Annotated in this window: 13 protein-coding genes; 10 read left to right on the top strand and 3 right to left on the bottom strand. The window is 69.8% G+C overall.

Annotation, left to right across the window (positions count from 1 at the left end; genetic code table 11):
* The first annotated feature begins 95 nt into the window (after positions 1 to 95).
* The 4 genes from ACFZBT_RS10835 to ACFZBT_RS10820 all read left to right on the top strand — a co-directional run bounded on the left by ACFZBT_RS10835 (position 96) and on the right by ACFZBT_RS10820 (position 5,795).
* A complete protein-coding gene (locus tag ACFZBT_RS10835; RefSeq protein WP_391101127.1) occupies positions 96 to 1,010 on the top strand; it encodes a LysR substrate-binding domain-containing protein in 915 nt (304 codons plus the stop codon).
* Positions 1,011 to 1,682: 672 nt separating this feature from the next.
* A complete protein-coding gene (locus ACFZBT_RS10830; RefSeq protein ID WP_391101476.1) occupies positions 1,683 to 2,663 on the top strand; it encodes an alcohol dehydrogenase catalytic domain-containing protein in 981 nt (326 codons plus the stop codon).
* A 67-nt stretch (positions 2,664 to 2,730) separates the two neighbouring features.
* Positions 2,731 to 3,162, top strand: coding sequence for a nuclear transport factor 2 family protein (locus ACFZBT_RS10825; RefSeq protein WP_391101125.1), 432 nt, complete (start codon positions 2,731 to 2,733; stop codon positions 3,160 to 3,162).
* Between the two features lie 71 nt (positions 3,163 to 3,233).
* Positions 3,234 to 5,795 carry an excinuclease ABC subunit UvrA gene (locus ACFZBT_RS10820; protein WP_391101123.1) on the top strand — a complete coding sequence of 854 codons (2,562 nt, stop codon included), beginning with the start codon at positions 3,234 to 3,236 and terminating at the stop codon, positions 5,793 to 5,795.
* Between the two features lie 62 nt (positions 5,796 to 5,857).
* Here ACFZBT_RS10820 and ACFZBT_RS10815 read toward each other — a convergent pair whose 3' ends face one another.
* Positions 5,858 to 6,802 (bottom strand): helix-turn-helix domain-containing protein, encoded by a 945-nt coding sequence (locus ACFZBT_RS10815; protein ID WP_391101120.1) that lies wholly within the window; start codon positions 6,800 to 6,802, stop codon positions 5,858 to 5,860.
* An 89-nt stretch (positions 6,803 to 6,891) separates the two neighbouring features.
* On the bottom strand, positions 6,892 to 7,530 hold the full coding sequence (locus tag ACFZBT_RS10810) for a TetR family transcriptional regulator (protein ID WP_391101118.1): 639 nt from the start codon (positions 7,528 to 7,530) through the stop codon (positions 6,892 to 6,894).
* A gap of 144 nt (positions 7,531 to 7,674) precedes the next feature.
* Between ACFZBT_RS10810 and ACFZBT_RS10805 the strand changes: the two genes are divergently transcribed.
* The 5 genes from ACFZBT_RS10805 to ACFZBT_RS10785 all read left to right on the top strand — a co-directional run bounded on the left by ACFZBT_RS10805 (position 7,675) and on the right by ACFZBT_RS10785 (position 13,572).
* The gene (locus tag ACFZBT_RS10805; RefSeq protein ID WP_391101116.1) at positions 7,675 to 10,011 is read left to right on the top strand and encodes an MMPL family transporter; all 2,337 of its coding nucleotides are present in this window, start codon (positions 7,675 to 7,677) and stop codon (positions 10,009 to 10,011) included.
* A 183-nt stretch (positions 10,012 to 10,194) separates the two neighbouring features.
* On the top strand, positions 10,195 to 10,632 hold the full coding sequence (locus tag ACFZBT_RS10800) for an NfeD family protein (RefSeq protein ID WP_391101113.1): 438 nt from the start codon (positions 10,195 to 10,197) through the stop codon (positions 10,630 to 10,632).
* A 29-nt stretch (positions 10,633 to 10,661) separates the two neighbouring features.
* Positions 10,662 to 11,771 (top strand): SPFH domain-containing protein, encoded by a 1,110-nt coding sequence (locus ACFZBT_RS10795; protein WP_391101111.1) that lies wholly within the window; start codon positions 10,662 to 10,664, stop codon positions 11,769 to 11,771.
* Positions 11,772 to 12,092: 321 nt separating this feature from the next.
* A complete protein-coding gene (locus ACFZBT_RS10790; protein WP_391101108.1) occupies positions 12,093 to 12,656 on the top strand; it encodes a DM13 domain-containing protein in 564 nt (187 codons plus the stop codon).
* A 178-nt stretch (positions 12,657 to 12,834) separates the two neighbouring features.
* Positions 12,835 to 13,572 (top strand): NAD(P)H-dependent oxidoreductase, encoded by a 738-nt coding sequence (locus ACFZBT_RS10785; RefSeq protein ID WP_391101106.1) that lies wholly within the window; start codon positions 12,835 to 12,837, stop codon positions 13,570 to 13,572.
* Positions 13,573 to 13,597: 25 nt separating this feature from the next.
* On the opposite strand, the gene ACFZBT_RS10780 is transcribed toward ACFZBT_RS10785, so the two are convergent.
* Positions 13,598 to 15,013, bottom strand: a complete 1,416-nt coding sequence (locus tag ACFZBT_RS10780) for a hypothetical protein (RefSeq protein ID WP_391101104.1) — start codon at positions 15,011 to 15,013, stop codon at positions 13,598 to 13,600.
* A gap of 113 nt (positions 15,014 to 15,126) precedes the next feature.
* On the opposite strand from ACFZBT_RS10780, the gene ACFZBT_RS10775 reads away from it, so the two are divergent.
* On the top strand, positions 15,127 to 16,395 hold the full coding sequence (locus tag ACFZBT_RS10775) for a molybdopterin-dependent oxidoreductase (protein ID WP_391101102.1): 1,269 nt from the start codon (positions 15,127 to 15,129) through the stop codon (positions 16,393 to 16,395).
* Positions 16,396 to 16,653: the final 258 nt, after the last annotated feature.

Raw genomic sequence — 16,653 nt, 5'->3', positions numbered from 1 at the left:
TCTGTGATGTCGCCGATGCCGGGAGGCGTGATGTCTGCTGATCGATAAGGAATTGGTTATGGCTGCAAGTCGAACCGGCGAAAGGGTTCACGGCAATGGGAGCGTCCCTGGCAAGGGAACCGAGCATCCATCAGCTTCGGCTCTACCTCACACTGAGCGAGGAGCTTCACTTCGGAAACGCCGCGGCGCGCCTGTTCATCACCCAGCCGGCGCTCAGCCAGCAGATCAGGGAGCTGGAGAAGCGCCTGGGGGTGCGGGTGATCGAGCGCACGAGCAGGACGCTCGCCCTGACCGAGGAAGGAAGAGCCCTGCTTCCTGAAGCCCGTGCCGCGGTCGAAGCTGTCGATCGACTGAAGCGCGTCGCCGGTGCACAGCAGCGGCAGATCTCCGGCCGAGTCATAGTGGGAACCATCGGTGCTGAGGCCTCAATGGCGCACACCCGCGCAGTGCTGGGCCTACTCAGAGATCGCCACCCTCAACTGACCCTGCATCTCATGAACCTCAGTTTCGCCGATCACATGGCGGCGCTGGCACATCAGCAGGTCGATGTGGTTTTCCTCCGTCCTCCCGCGACGGACGACATAGAACTGCAGCACCTGGCCACCGAACCGCGAGTGGCCTGTCTCCCCGCCGACCACCCATTGGCAGCCCTGCCCCAGCTCACTCTGGCCCAGCTCGCCGATATCCCGGTGGTCGGCATGCCCGAGCAGATTCCACGGCTGTGGCGGGACTTCTGGGCGGTTGACCCACGCCCTGACGGCAGTCGCGTTCGATATGGTCCCGTGGTCACCGACATGGAATCGCTGATGCACACGGTGGCTACCGGAGAAGCAATGTACTTTCTGCCGGCGGCCGCCCGCGAATACTTCCCACGCCCAGGTATCCGATACAGCACGGTGGTTGACCTCCCGCCCTCGACATCCGCTCTCGCCTGGCTACGGCGAAGACGTTCCGAACCCACGATCAGAGCTGTGCGCCATGCTGCGCGACAAGTCAACCTTCAAGGCTGAAAGCTGAGCTGTCCCGAGTTTGGGTCTGCTGCACGATCGGGTTATATCTGAACTGGCTTGCCCTGTGGGGCGGGTGGCAAGGATGTCGCTGTGCCCAAGCCATGGCCTGCTCGCCGAGGGCCCGGATGCGGGTACGCGCGGTGTTTGACCGCACGTTGACCTGCCGAGAGCCGGTCCCACCGGTCGCGGAAGGGCACCCGCACGGTGCCGCCCGCGCCTGGCCGGGACCGCCGCCGCCGTCCAGCTTCTCCAGGACCGAGCCCGACGGCCGGCGCTCCCCGTGCTTCCCCGTCGGCGGCCTCGGCGGAGAGGTTGTGGGGACTTCGTGGTACGAGACGCCGGGTGCGGGCTTCACATGAGCCAAGCGCTTCGCATGGGCGGGGGCTTGCACTCACACCACATGCCAGGCGGCCTCCGGGCGCTCAAGCCTCCAGAGCCGGGATGAGGGCCCGGTGAAGCCCGCGATCGCGGGGCTTCAACGAGAGTGTCCCCCCTTGACCACTGGATGTCCGCAACCGACTGAACGATTCGCCGGATCCCGACAGAGGATCGAGAGGTGCTGCGGCGACCGCCTCGCCGCGCCCAGCGTGACGGCCCTGCGGGGTCGTACTCGATAAGTAAGGAACCGGCATGGACAAGCGTGCAGCGCCCACAGGCGCCGCCTCTGCGACGATGCGAGCGGTCGTCGTCACTCAGCCCGGCGGCCTGGATGCCCTGCGGGTCACCACGGTGCCGATGCCCGAGCCGCAGCCCGGATGGGTGCGCATCAAGGTGAAGGCGTTCGGCGTCAACGAGTCCGAAGTCACCACCCGGAAGGGCGAGTCGGACCCGGAGGTCACCTACCCGCGGATCCCCGGGATCGAGGGCGTCGGTGTGGTCGACCAGGCCGACGAGGACAGCGGGCTGCGCCCGGGGCAGCAGGTGGCGACCATGATGGGCGGCATGGGCCGGTCCTTCGACGGCTCGTACGCGCAGTACGTGACCGTCCCCGCGGGACAGGTCATCCCCTTCGAGACCGGCCTCCCGTGGGAAGTGGCCGGCGCGCTGCCGGAGATGTTCCAGACCGCCTACGGCTCCCTCGCCACGGGCCTCGGTCTGCAGGCGGGGCAGACTTTGCTGATCCGCGGCGGCACTTCCACGGTCGGGCTGAGCGCGGCCATGATCGCGAAGGACCTCGGAGCCACCGTGCTGTCCACCACCCGCAGCCCGGAGCGGGCGGGGGAATTGCGGGCTGCGGGCGTCGACCATCCCCTGGTCGACAACGGCACCATCGCCGACCAGGTGCGCGAGCTGGTGCCGGACGGCGTCGACGCCGTACTGGAACTGGTGGGCTGCTCGGTCCTCGCCGACACCTTCCGCACGGTCCGCCGCCACGGCGCCGTCTGCTTCACCGGAGCCCTGGCGGGCCAGTGGACGATCCCCGGCTTCACCCCGTTCATGATCCCCAACGGGGTGCGGCTGACCAGCTACGCGGGCGAGGCCACCGACCTGCCCGCGCAGGTGTTCCAGCAGCAGCTGCGAGCCATCGCCGACGGGCGGCTCAAGGCCCCGGTCGCGAAGGTCCACCACGGCCTGGAGCAGGTGCGCGATGCCCAGGCCGACGTCGAGGCCGGTACGACGCCGGGCAAGCACGTGGTGCTGCTCGACGACTGAGAAACACACCATTCCGCGCCGGTCAGGTCGGAGCCGGCCCGTCGCGGCACGCACGAAAGGAAGCGCCATGGGCGTCAGCAAGGAAGAAATCAGCAAGACCATCATCGAGCTGGAGAAGTCCTTCAACGAGCGGTGGAGCGCCGGCGACAACCGCGGCTACCTCGACGCGTTCGCCGACGAGGTCAGCTATTTCGACCCGATCCTCAAGAACATGGTGGTCGGCCGGGACGGGGCCATCGCATGGATCGACTCCATCTACTCCGACCCGCACATCGTTCGCAGCGAATACCTCAACCCACAGGTCCACGTCAGCGACAGCGGCGACTTCGCTGTCCTGGCGTACAACCTGAACACCTACGTTCTCGACGCGGACGGCAAGGAGGAGCAGCTGCGCGCCTGGAACGCCACACACGGTTACCGCCTCATGGATGACCAATGGCGCATCGTCCACTCCAACTGGGCATTCTCCGAGACCGTGACGGACAAGATCGCTTCCTGACCGGGACGCCCCCCGGCAACACACCATCATCCGAGGGTCCGGACCGTCGTGCGCAGTGAAAGGACCAGCCCGTGGGCAAGCCTGCGAAGAAGGAGACGAAAGACTCCGCGGCGGCCGCTGCGCCGGACGCGATCACCGTGCACGGGGCCCGCGTGCACAACCTCAAGGACATCGACGTCACGGTGCCGCTGGGCAAGCTCGTCGCGATCGCCGGCGTCTCCGGCTCGGGCAAGTCCTCGCTCGCCCTCGGTGTGCTGTACGCCGAAGGATCGCGCCGCTACCTGGAGGCGCTGTCCACCTACACCCGCCGCCGCCTGACCCAGGCGGCACACGCGGCCGTCGACAGCGTCGAGCACGTGCCCGCCGCGCTCGCGCTGCGCCAGCGGCCCGGCATTCCCGGGGTGCGCAGCACGTTCGGCACCTCCACCGAACTCCTCAACAGCCTGCGCCTGATCTTCTCCCGGCTCGGCCACCACCAGTGCCCCAACGGGCACCGCCTGGAGCCGACCATGGACGTCGCCCTCGACCTGCCCCTGACCTGCCACCAGTGCCAGGTGGTGTTCGGGCCGCCGAGCGCGGAGTCGTACGCCTTCAACAGCGAGGGTGCCTGCCCGCGCTGCGCCGGCACCGGGACCGTGCGGGAGGTCGACGAGGACGCCCTCGTACCCGATCCCTCACGCACCATCGACGAGGGCGCGGTCCTGCCGTGGCAGATGTTCGGCCTGGCAGCCGTGCCGAAGGTGGCCGCCGAGCTCGGTGTGCGGACCGACGTGCCGTTCTCGAAGCTGACGAAGAAGGAGCGCCGCATCGTCTTCGAGGGGGAGCCGGTCAAGCGCGTCATCCTGTACCCGGCCAAGAACGGCAAGCTCTTCGAGCTGAACGCCCGTTACCGCAACGCCCGTCAGACCGTCGAGGAGGCGTTGCAGAAGGCCACCACCAAGAAGGGGCTCGACCGTGTCGACAAATTCCTCAGCGTCCAGACCTGCCCGGACTGCCACGGCACCCGGTTGAGCGAGCAAGCCCGCTCCAGCCTCGTCGACGGCATCAACCTCGCCGAGGCCACCGCCAAGACCCTCGACGACGTCACCGCGTGGGTGCAGACGATCCCCGCCACCGTGCCGAAGCCGATGGCTTCCATGGCGCGGAGCATCGTCTCCCAGATGGCCGCCACCGCCCAGCGGCTCGTCGAACTCGGCCTGGGCTACCTCACCCTCGACCGCGCCTCGGCCACCCTGTCCACCGGAGAACGCCAGCGCGTCGCGCTGTCCCGCGCGGTCCGCAACCGGACCACGGGTGTCCTGTACGTCCTGGACGAGCCCTCGATCGGCCTGCACCCCGCCAACGTCGACGGCCTCCTCGGCGTCATCCGCAGCCTGCTCGCGGACGGCAACTCGGTGATCGTCGTCGACCACGACATCCAGATCCTGCGCCAAGCCGACCACCTCATCGAGATCGGGCCCGGCTCCGGACGCGACGGCGGCACCGTCATCGCGGAAGGAACCCTCAAGAACGTGGAGCGAAGCAAGGCGTCCCTGATCGCCGGGTTCCTCGCCGGCCGCGCAGAGATCCTCGTCCGCCCCCGGCCCGACGCCAACGACGTGTTCACAACGGGCCGCATCCATCTGCGCACCGCGCCGCTGCACACCGTCCACGCCCTCGACCTGTACATTCCGCGCGGCCGGCTCACCGCCGTCACCGGTGCCTCCGGCTCCGGCAAGACCACCCTCGTCCTGGAGAGCCTGGTCCCGGCACTGCAAGCGCGCGCCGCAGGGCAGCCGCTCCCGGAGCACATCCGGAAGATCGCCCCGGACGGCATTACGCGCGTCAACGTCGTCGACGCATCCCCCATCGGCATCAACGTCCGCTCCACCGTCGCCACCTACAGCGGCGTCCTCGACGACCTGCGCCGCGCCTACGCCGCCACCCACGCGGCGAAGGAACGCGGCCTGAAGGCTGGGGACTTCTCCTACAACACCGGCAGCCTGCGCTGCCCCACCTGCGAAGGCACCGGCCAGATCGAACTCGACGTCCAGTTCCTTCCCGACGTCGACATCCTCTGCCCCGACTGCGAAGGCTCCCGCTACGCCCCTGAGGCCGACGCCATCCACCGGGTGCCGCGCGGAGGCGAGGCGGACGACAGGCTGACCCTGCCGCAGTTGCTGGCCCTCACTGTCACCCAGGCCATCGAGCACACGGGCGACCTGAACAAGGTCCGCTCCCGCCTGCAGACTCTCGTCGACCTGGGCCTGGGCTACCTCACCCTCGGCGAGGCCACTCCCGCCCTGTCCGGCGGCGAGGCGCAGCGACTCAAGCTCGCCACCGAGCTCGACCGCGACCAGCACGACGCCCTGTTCGTCCTGGACGAACCCAGCGTCGGGCTGCACCCGCTCGACGTCCGCGTCCTCCTCGGCGTGCTGCAACGGCTGGTCGACAACGGGGCCACCGTCGTCTTCATCGAGCACGACCTCGACATGATCGCCAACGCTGACTTCGTGATCGACCTCGGCCCTGGCGGTGGCGTGGAAGGCGGACGCATCAGCGCCACCGGCACCCCGGGCCAGATCGCCGAAAGCCCCGCCGGTGTCACCGGCCGCTATCTGCGCGAGGTGCTCGCTCCCTCAGGCCGGCCGTGACGGCCTGCTGTGACCCGAGGGGCGTGGCGGCCGCGGCCATGCGGGCTGGTGCCGAGCCCGCCTCACATGCCGGTCCCGGCTTCGCGGGCCGTGAAGGCGGCCGGGGTGAGACCGGTGTGGTTACGGAAGAAGCGGCCGAAGTTCGCGGGATCGGTGAATCCGAGGTGGACGGCCACAGCCCGGGCGTCCCAACCGGCGCCTCCCAGCAGGCGCCGGGCTTCGAGGAGGCGCCGCTCGTCGATGACCTCACGCACCCCTTTGCCGGTGGCGTCCCGGGCCGCGCGGCTGAGGGTGCGGACCGAACAGCCGAGCAGCCCGGCATAGTCCGCGGCCCGGTGCAGTTCCCGGAAGTTCAGCTCCAGGGCGTCCACGAAGTGTGCGTACGTGTCCTTGCGGCCTGTGCCGCCCGCCGACGCGCGGGTGGACGTGGCATCCGGGGAGCCGGCAAGGCGCAGCAGCAGTGATTCGAGCAGGCTGCGCCGCAGGGCGTGGTGGACGTCGAGCCGACGGCGCCCCAGTGCACGATGCTCGTCCAGGAGTTGGAGCGCCGTCTGCCGCAGCCAGGCCGCGTCATCGGGGTGCGGGCTGAGCACGGCAGGGGCCTCGTGTGCGGTGAGCGGGGCCAGCAGGCGGGCGGCGTCGGACGTCAGCACGTCCGGCTCGAACAGGATGAACAAGCCGCGGGCGGCGCCCGGCGGATGCCAGCGCTGCGCGTGCCCGGGGCGCACCCACAGCCACTGGCCGCAGGCAACGGTCCGCGTGACGTGGTCGACATCGTGGAGCAGCTCACCTTCGGTCACCAGGATCAGGTAGTGGAAGGTGGCGCGGCCCGGACGGGGCGGATTCCACGGCCAGTCGTCGTGCTGGGCGAAGAAGTCCTCGACGGTATTCACCTCAAGGCCGTACGGAGTACCGACCGGGGGCTGGAAACCGTACAGCGGAACCGCGGCCTGCCCGCTGCGTCCGGCACGTGAAGAGCGCTTGAGGTGTCGCTTGCTGACCATCACGTGTCCGCAGCTTACGCCCGTTTCGTTCGCTTCAGGGAAAGGATGGGCGTGCCGTGGGAGCCCTCGCCCAGGAGGGCGGGTGTCGTGGATCAGGGGCGTGCGACGTTGCCGACCGAGGCGCGCAGGTCGCCCTCTCCGACGAGCAGCGGGGGAAGGGGGGTTGCGTTGGCCGGGTTGAGCGAATCGAAGAGCAGGGCGATGAAGCGGGCGCGCAGCGAGGGTGCGGCGCCGGGGAGTGCGAGACCGGCGACGGCCATGACGAGGAAGTGAGGGATGTCCTCGGCGGTGAGGTCGGAGCGGATCTCGCCGGCCTGCTGCGCGCGCACCAGGAGGGGGTGGAGTGAGGCGCTGAAGCGCTGGAGGACTTCCACCGCGACGTCGGCGAAGTTGCCGGCGAAGGTGACCAGTCCCCGCTTCTCGGTGATCAGGTCGAGCAGATGCGTGGCGATGTCCTGAAGGGCCTGGCGGGTGTGCGGGGAGTCGGCGGCTCGCTCGATGAGGGGGAGCAGGTCGGTCTCGAGGATGTCCTCCAGGACGGCCCGGACGATGGCCTCGCGGTTGGGGAAGTGGCGGTAGAGCGTGGCGATGCCCACGCCGGCTTCTGCCGCGATCTGCTCCAGAGAGGCATCGCCTCTGCCCAGCACCGTGCGCCCCGCGGCGGTGATGCGCTCCATGCTGGAGCGGGCGTCGACCCGGCGTCGAGGCGTGCGGCCGTCCGTGGTTGCCATTGGTGACTCCTCCCTGATGTCCGAGGAGGCCGCTGCCGCCCCTGGCATTCTACGTGGCGATAGTTAACTATCGTTTTAATAGTACCCTCTCACTTCGTGGTGCGACCTGGCTCGTCAGGCCGCCCGAACGAGAGGGAGAAGTCCGTGTCCGTTCTGCTGTATCGGCTGGGAAAGTTCGCCTACGGCAAGCCCTGGTACGTCATCGGAGGATGGCTTGCCGTGCTGGCGGCGGTCGTACTGCTGCTCGTGGCCAATCCGGTCAAGCTCAGCAACGAAGTACGCATCGACGGCACCCCGTCCCAGAAGGTCATCGACGGCTTGGCCACCTCCCTGCCGGAGGCGTCCGGCGGCCAGGGCATGCTGCTCTTCACCGCTCCGGAAGGTGCCCGCGTCAACGACGAGAAGGTGCGGTCCGCCCTGATGGCCGCCGTCGACGCCGTCTACCGACATGACCACGTCATCGATGCGAGGAAAGTGCTGGCCAGAGAGGCCGCCAAGGGCGAGAACAGCCCACTGGTGCGGGCTCAGGCAGCAGTTGCCCAAGCCGCTGGAAGGCCGTCCTCCGGCAACACGCCCGTCCCCTTGCGACAGGGTGGTCAGCCGGTGCCGGGAGTCGTCGTCTCCGCCGACGGCTCGACGGCGCTGATGCAGTTCCAGTTCGACGAGCAGACCTTCGAACTGCCTTCCGGGACGATCGACAGCACCATCCGGGCTGCCGAGCGGCAGGCCGCCTCCGGCGACCTGGAAGTCCTGCCGTCGGCGACGATGATGGAGATCCCCGACATCGTCGGCGTCGGGGAGATCGTCGGCGTCGTTGTGGCGGCCGTTGTCCTGCTGATCACCCTGGGATCGGTCGTCGCGGCCGGTCTGCCACTGATCATCGCCCTGGCCGGCGTCACGGTGGGAGTCGGCGGCGCCTTCACCCTCTCCACCGTCTTCGAGATCCACTCACTCGCAGCGGTGCTGGCGCTGATGCTGGGGCTGGCCGTCGGCATCGACTACGCACTGTTCATCGTCAACCGCGAACGCCGACTGATCCTCGACCAGGGTATGGACCCCCACGAAGCGACCGGCCGGGCGCTCGGCACCGCCGGTAGCGCGGTCTTCTTCGCCGGCAGCACCGTCGTCATCGCTCTGGCCGGGCTCCTGGTCATCGGCATCACGCTGCTCAGCACCATGGCCCTGGTCGCGGCCGGCACGATCGCCATCGCCGTCCTGCTCGCGCTGACCCTGCTCCCCGCCCTGCTGGGCCTGGTCAAAGGACGCATCTGCCCCGCCCGCACCCGGCGAAGGGAACCGGAGCGGAGAGGGACGGCCGAGTACACCCGGGCCGCCCGCTGGGGAGCCTTCCTGGTCCGCCACCGGTACGCCGCCCTCGCGGCCTCGATCCTGATCCCCGCGATCCTGGCGGTTCCCGCCGCCGGCATGAAGCTCGGCCTGCCCTCCGGCGCCAGCTACAACACCGACACCGGGCAGCGACGCAGCTACGACTTGGTCAGCGACGCCTACGGGCCCGGCTACAACGGCCCCCTCCTGATCGCCGTTGGTTCCACCACGGACGGACAGCCCCTGACCCCGGCAACTCTTGCCGCGGTGACCTCGGACCTGCGAAGCGTCAAGGGCGCCACCTCGATCTCCCTGGCCGGCATGAACCAGACCGGCAGCACCGCCATCCTCAGCCTGATCCCCGGCAGCGGCCCGAACGACGACGCCACCAAGGACCTCGTCACCGCCGTACGGGACAAGAGCGCGCACATCCGCGAGTCCCGCGGTGCTGTCATCGGCATCGCCGGTTTCACCGCCCTGGCGATCGACGTCTCCGACCGGCTCGCCGACGTCCTTCCGCTCTACGTGGCCACCGTGCTCGGACTGTCCCTCATCGTCCTGCTCCTGGTCTTTCGCTCCCTCATGGTCCCGGTGATGGCCACCCTCGGCTTCCTGCTGAGCATCGCCGCCACCTTCGGCATCACCACGGCCGTCTTCCAGTGGGGCTGGCTGCAGAGCCTGATCGGACTCGACGCCACCGCACCGGTCGTGAGCCTGCTACCCATCATCATCACCGGCGTCCTCTACGGGCTGGCCATGGACTACCAGATGTTCCTGGTGACCTCCATACGCGAAGCGCACGTCCACGGCGCCACCGCCATCAACGCCACGGTGACCGGCTTCGCCCGTGCCAGCTCCGTCGTACTGGCGGCGGCCACCATCATGGTCTCGGTCTTCGCCGGCTTCGTCTTCAACGCCCAACCCATGATCAAACAGGCCGGCTTCGCACTGGCCGCAGGCATCCTCATCGACGCCTTCGTCATCCGTATGACCTTCATCCCGGCCACCATGGCACTCGCCCAGGAGAAAGCCTGGTGGATTCCCGCCTGGCTGAACCGCAGGCTGCCCGACCTCGACGTCGAAGGCGACAAGCTCCTGCAGAAGATCCCGCTGCCCCACCCCACCGCAGCCCAACAGGCCCAGACGGCCGGCTGACCGGCGGCACCGTCTCCTCCCATACCGCTCTCACGTCATCGGTGAGGAGGAGACGGTCCCAGGCAGACCGCCTTGCTCTGGGCAGAGGTCCAACGATCAAGAACCGCTGCTGCCCCGCGTCTGTGCTGCCCGGAGTTCCGGGCGGTAGCTTGGTGGAGAAGGCCCCTGAAGAAGGGCGATTCGATGGCGTGGTTCGCGTGGCTGCTCGTCGCCGCGGCACTGGGCGTCGCGGAGTTCTTCACCCTGACCCTGGTCTTCGGGCTCTTGGCGGGTGCGGCGCTGGTCGCCGCCGTCGTCGCGGGTGTGGGCATCGGCGTACTCGGCCAGTTCGTGGCCCTCGGAGTCGCGGCGACCGCGGGCCTTCTCGTCGTCCGTCCTGTCGCGCTGCGGCAGATGACACAGCAACCCCTCACCCGCGACGGCAGCGACGCGCTGATCGGCAAGCGGGCCGAGGTCATGCAGGAGGTCACCGCGACCCGCGGTCTGATCAAGCTCTCCGGCGAGGAGTGGTCCGCCCGCGCGCTCGACGAGAGCCTCGTGATCCCGGTGGGAGCGCTGGTGGACGTCATGGAGATCGAAGGCGCCACGGCCATCGTCTACCCCCGCGAGCTTCTTCCGTGAACGGCTGAACGCACAGCAACGGAGGCACTGTGGAACCAGTTGTCGTCCTCGCCCTCGTGGCGGCCATCGTCGTCGTCTTCCTCGTGGCCTCCAGCGTGCGGATCGTCCCGCAGGCCCGCCGCTACAACGTCGAGCGGTTCGGCCGGTACCGCCGGACGCTGCAACCCGGCCTGAACCTGGTCGTGCCGGTGGCCGACCGGATCAACACCAAACTCGACGTGCGCGAGCAGGTCTACTCGTCCGACCCCAGGCCGGTGATCACCGAGGACAACCTCGTGGTCAACATCGACACCGTGCTCTACTACCAGATCACCGACCCGCGGTCGGCGGCCTACGAGGTCGCCGACTACCTGCAGGCGATCGACCAGCTCACCGTGACCACGCTCCGGAACGTCATCGGCAGCATGGACCTGGAGGAGACGCTCACCTCGCGTGAGGAGATCAACTCCCGGCTGCGCGCCGTCCTCGACGACGCGACCGGCAAGTGGGGCATCCGGGTCAACCGGGTCGAGATCAAGGCCATCGATCCACCGCACACCATCAAGGAGGCGATGGAGAAGCAGATGCGGGCCGAGCGTGACAAGCGCGCGGCCATCCTGCACGCCGAGGGGGAGCGCCAAGCCAAGATCCTCACCGCGGAAGGCACGAAGCAGAAGGACATCCTGGAGGCGCAGGGCACGCAGCAGGCCATGATCCTGCGGGCGGACGGTGAGGCGAAGGCGGTGGAACTGGTCTTCCAGGCCGTCCACCGCAACAACGCCGACGCGAAGATCCTGGCCTACAAGTACCTGGAGACGCTTCCGCACCTGGCGAACAGCGACAACAACACGTTCTGGGTGATCCCGGGGGAGCTGACCGAGGCGATCCGGACCGTCACCACCGCGTTCGGCGATCAGTCGGCAGCGGGCCCGCCCCCACCCGCGCAGCCCGAGGAAGCCGCCACGGCCGGCCCCGGCGACACGTCGTACGAAAGCCGGACTCCGGAGCTCGGTGCGGGCTCGACGGCTTCGCTCGACGCCGCGGCGGCTGCCGACGAGGCAGGGAGGCAGGCCGCCGCCGCGGTGAGCGACGCCAAGGCCGAGGCCGAGGCGGCGAAGTCGCCTCAGACTCCGCGCCGGGGGCAGACGCCCGGCGGTTGAGCCGGCCGTCGGTCGTCGAGGGACGGGGTGTCACATCGCGGCGATGCCCTCCATGCCGGACGCGTCCCCGGTCACGGCGATGCCGATCACGCCCTGCGATTTCGCGGATGGCGGGGTGGCCACGCCGGCGTCTGTGCGTCCGCGTAGGTGTTCGTGGACGGGCAAGGGTGGCCGGTGGCGCCACTGAGGTGAGTGGGGAACGCGGGTCGCGTCAGACTCTCGTACCGCGACGTAAGACTTCCGTCATTCGCGTCGGGGTACGACGCCCCGCCCGTGCCCCGTTGAATGGAGCGGAGGAAGCAGCCAGGAAGCGAGGCGGGCATGGGGCGGGTACGGAAGACGCGTGGCGGCAGGCCGTTGGTGATCGGGGTGCTGGTGGCAGCCGTCGCCGGCGTCGGCCTGGGGCTGTACTGGTTCCAGCCGTGGAAGCTGTGGCAGGACGAAACCGTGCACGAGGCCCTGCCCGGTGCCGTGGCGCCTACGGCTCCTCCCGCCGGAGCGCCCGCCGAGTCGCCTTCTCCCGCTCCCCGGCCCCGGACGCTGGCGGGCGGCGAACTGATCAGCCACGAGCACGCCACCTCGGGCAGTGTGCAGCTCGTCCGGCTCGCCGACGGATCCCATGTCGTACGGCTGGAGGACCTCGACACCAGCAACGGCCCGGATCTGCGCGTGTGGCTGAGCGACGCGCCGGTGAGGGAGGGGCGGGCCGGCTGGCACGTCTTCGACGACGGCGCGTACGTGAGTCTCGGCAAGCTCAAGGGCAACAAGGGGAGCCAGAACTACGCCGTGCCCGCCGATGTCGACCCGTCCCGGTTCACCAGCGTGAGCATCTGGTGCGCCCGCTTCGACGTGTCCTTCGGCGCGGCCGAACTCGCGCGCACCTGACCTGTTCGCATCCCAGGTTCCCCGGCGAGCGGTCGCAAGGCGGTGGGGGGAATGCGGCGTCCGCAGGCGGGTCGCAGCGGGACATCGCGCGGGTTTCACGAGACGCTGCCGCCGGGCGGCTCGGAACGCTGCCCTAGCCCGGTCCTCCACCTGTCCGTTCTCCTCACTGGAGTCCGCCATGGCAGCGCAGCCCGCCTCTCCCACCGATGCCGTGCACCACTACGACGACCTGACCGCGCTCTACGTCAACTGCACCCTCAAGCCGTCTCCGCGGCTCAGCCACACCCAAGGCCTGATCGACAAGAGCCGGGCCATCATGGACGGCGCGGGTGTGACCACGGACCTGATCCGCGCCGTCGACCACGACATCGCACCCGGTGTCCACCCGGACATGACCCGGCACGGCTTCGCCGCCGACGCCTGGCCGGAGTTGTACGAGAAGGTGATGGCGGCGGACATCCTCGTGCTGGCCGGCCCGATCTGGCTGGGCGACAACAGCTCGGTGACCAAGCAGGTCGTGGAGCGCCTCTACGCGTGTTCCTCCCTGCTGAACTCCCAGGGGCAGTACGCCTACTACGGTCGCGTCGGAGGCTGCCTGATCACGGGGAACGAGGACGGCGTGAAGCACTGCGCCATGAACCTCCTCTACAGCCTCCAGCACCTCGGCTACACGATCCCGCCCCAGGCGGACGCGGGCTGGATCGGCGCGGCCGGCCCCGGGCCGTCGTACCTCGACGCGGGCTCGGGCGGCCCGGAGAACGACTTCACCAACCGCAACACCAGCTTCATGACCTGGAACCTGATGCACCTCGCCGCTCTGCTGAAGCGCGCCGGAGGCATTCCCGCCCACGGCAACCGGCGCACGGAGTGGGACGCGGGCTGCCGCCCGGGGGCGGACAACCCCGAGCACCGCTGAGCCGGCCGGATGCGACCGCGCCTCGTCACCAGCCCGTCATGAGCAGGTGGTTCAGGAGCAGGGCGAGCACGGCCTGCGCGGCGAGCCAGGCGCGGGGGCGGTGCAGGAACGCGCAGGCGGCCGGCAGCCACATCGCGAACGGCAGCCAGATGCGCTCGGTCTCCGCCTTGCTCATCCCGGACAGATCGGCGACGAGCAGTGCGGCGAGAGCGGCGGTGGTCAGCAGGGCAAGGCGGAGGTGAGGGGTCGCGTCGGGGGCGCTGAGGAGGGAACGTGCCCTGAGCCGCTCCGCCGACCCCAGGAGCGTGGCCCCGGTGCGGCGCAGGCCCGCCACCGTTGCCGGGCCCACGATCAGGACGGTGCAGGCCAGGTTCGCCCACACCCAGTAGGCGTACGGCCGGACACCGCCGGCTCCTTGGTGGTAGCGGTCGACGAGCAGCCGGTACGCCTCCCACCAGTTGAAACCGGCGAGGGTGAAGGCGAGCGGGACGACGATGACTCCGGCGAGCGCGTAGGGGAGGGGACGGGCTCGTTCCGGACCGAGCAGCAGGACGGCGCCCGCGACGACGGCGAAGAGGGTGAGGCCGTAGGAGAGGTAGCAGGTGAGGCCGAAGAGGAGGCCCGAGGCGAAACCGGTGAGCCGGGGCCGCAGTCCCGTGACGGCGAGGGCGAGGAAGGCGACGGTCCAGGCGGCGACGGCCGTGAAGTAGCCGTCCGCGGACGTCCCCATCCACACGGCTGCCGGCGTCAGCACCAGGAACGGCGCCGCCCGACGCGCGAGTGCCTCGTCGGCGAGGGCCCGTACGGCGACCAGTACCGCCACGCATGCCGACGCGCCGACGGTGATGCACCAGGTCCCGGCCCAGCCCCCGCCGCCGAGTCCGGCCCGGTCGAGCAGGACGAAGGTGAGGGGCGCCGCCGGAGGGTGCCCGGCCACATGCGCGGGCCAGTGGTCGGGGGACTGGAGCAGGATGTGGTGGGTGAAGTCCCGCAGCGCTGCCGGGATGTCCTGGAAGCGGTCGATGACCCGCAGGTACTCGTGCCTGGTCGTGAGCCGGGCCGCGATCCCGCGCTCCCAGCCGTCGATCAGCGCCAGTGACCACGTCCAGGCCATCGCCGTACCCCAGGCGGCGCCGAGGAGCGCGCGCCACGGCAGCCGGTCGGCCACGCGCGGGCCGTACGCCACGACGGTGACGGCGACGGCGAGCGCCGCCGGGGTGCCCCATCCGAGGTGAGGGTCCCAGTCGGCCAGGAGGGGAGGCAGGTCCACGTGCAGGGTGCCGTGCTCCCGTTCGATCGCGGCGCCGACCAGCACAGCCGCCACGACGAGCAGTGCCGCGGCCGTGGTCGCGTACAGGTCGCGGCGAAGGCCGCGGGCAGGTCCACGGGGGAGGTCACGGGCAGGTCCATGGCGGAGGTCACGGGCAGGATCACGGGTCACAGGGGAACGCTAGGCCGCGCGGACCATGCCGAGGCCGCTGCACGTGCGGACGTCAGCGTTTCGTCATGGGTCGCGCGCCCTTTCCCGGGGTGGTCCGGGCCTACCGTCGGGCCATGCGAGACGACCCACGACTTCCCTCCTCACCGGGCTTCTGGCGCAGCCCCCTGCGCGGCCCCTGGTTCACCTCGGTGCTGGGCCTCGTTCTGCTCGTCGGCATCACCCTGCTGACCGTGACGGGCCTGGTCTCGTACGCGGCCTACAACCCGGACCTGTCGCCGGTGAACGACAAGACACCGGACAAGGGGATCCTCGGCTTCTACCTGTTCGCCTGGCCCACGCATCCGCACTGGCTGTACCGGCTCAACCAAGGCGTCCACGTCACCCTCGGCATCGCCCTGATCCCCGTCCTGCTCGCCAAGCTGTGGTCGGTGGTGCCGAAGCTGTTCGCCATGCCGCCCGCCCGGTCGCTCGCCCACGCCCTGGAGCGGATCTCGCTGCTCCTCCTGGTCGGCGGCGCGCTGTTCGAGTTCGTGACGGGCATGCTCAACATCCAGCTGGACTACGTGTTTCCCGGCTCCTTCTACACACTGCACTTCTACGGTGCCTGGGTGTTCCTCGCGGCGTTCCTCGCGCACGTGGTGCTGCGGGCGCCGGCCGCCGTGCGCAACCTGCGACGCATGCGGGAAGGGCGGGGGCCGCAGGAGGAGTCCGGCGCGCAGCCCGAGTTCCCGCTCGTCTCCCCGCGGCCCGCGGAGCCCACAGTTACCCGGCGGGGCGGGCTGTGGCTGGTCGGGGGCGGTTCGCTGCTGCTGTTCGGGACCACGGTGGGGCAGAGCTTCGACGGTCCGCTGCGGCGGACGGCCCTGCTCGCGCCGCACGGAGGCGCCGACCCGGGCAGCGGCCCGAACGGCTTCCAGATCAACAAGACGGCCGCGTCCAGGGGGATCAGCGCGACGGAGACGAGTGAGGCGGCGTGGCGACTGGTGGTCAGGGGGCGCTCCGGGACGGTCCGGTTGAGCCGGGCCGAGCTGCTGGCGCTCCCCCTGCACAGTGCGGCTCTGCCCATCGCCTGTGTGGAGGGCTGGTCGACCTCCGACCAGTGGTGGCGGGGCGTACGGCTGCGGGATCTCGCCGCCCTGGTCGGCTACGACGCGGACGCGGCGCCCGATGTGTTCGTGGAGTCCCTGCAGCGCAGCGGCGCCTTCCGCAGCGCGGCCCTGCGCGCCAACCAGGTCCGGGACCCGCGCTCCCTGCTGGCGCTGGACGTCAACGGTGAACCGCTCAGCCCCGACCACGGGCACCCGGCCCGGATCATCGTGCCCGCGGCGCCCGGTGTGCTCAACACCAAGTGGGTCGCCCGGATGACCTTCGGAGACCTGTGATGCGCAAAGTGGTCCCGCCGCTGGGAAGCCCCCTGCAGATCCTGCTCCTGGCCTGCTCGTTCGCGCTCGCGGGATACGCGGGCGTGCGTCTGCTGTCGGACGACTGGTTCGGCGTGGCGCTGTGGTTCGTCGGCGCCGCGCTGCTGCACGACCTGGTTTTGCTGCCGCTGTACGCGGTGGCGGACCGGGCGGTCGTCCGGTCGCTCGGAGCGGCCGGCCACCGGGAGCGGACGATGTACGTCAGGGTGCCGGCCGCTC

It is taken from the genome of Streptomyces sp. NPDC008137 (genome assembly GCF_042957035.1).
Classification (GTDB): Bacteria; Actinomycetota; Actinomycetes; order Streptomycetales; family Streptomycetaceae; genus Streptomyces.
Note: the sequence above shows the minus strand (reverse complement) of the source record. Positions and strands in the feature narration are given on the sequence as shown.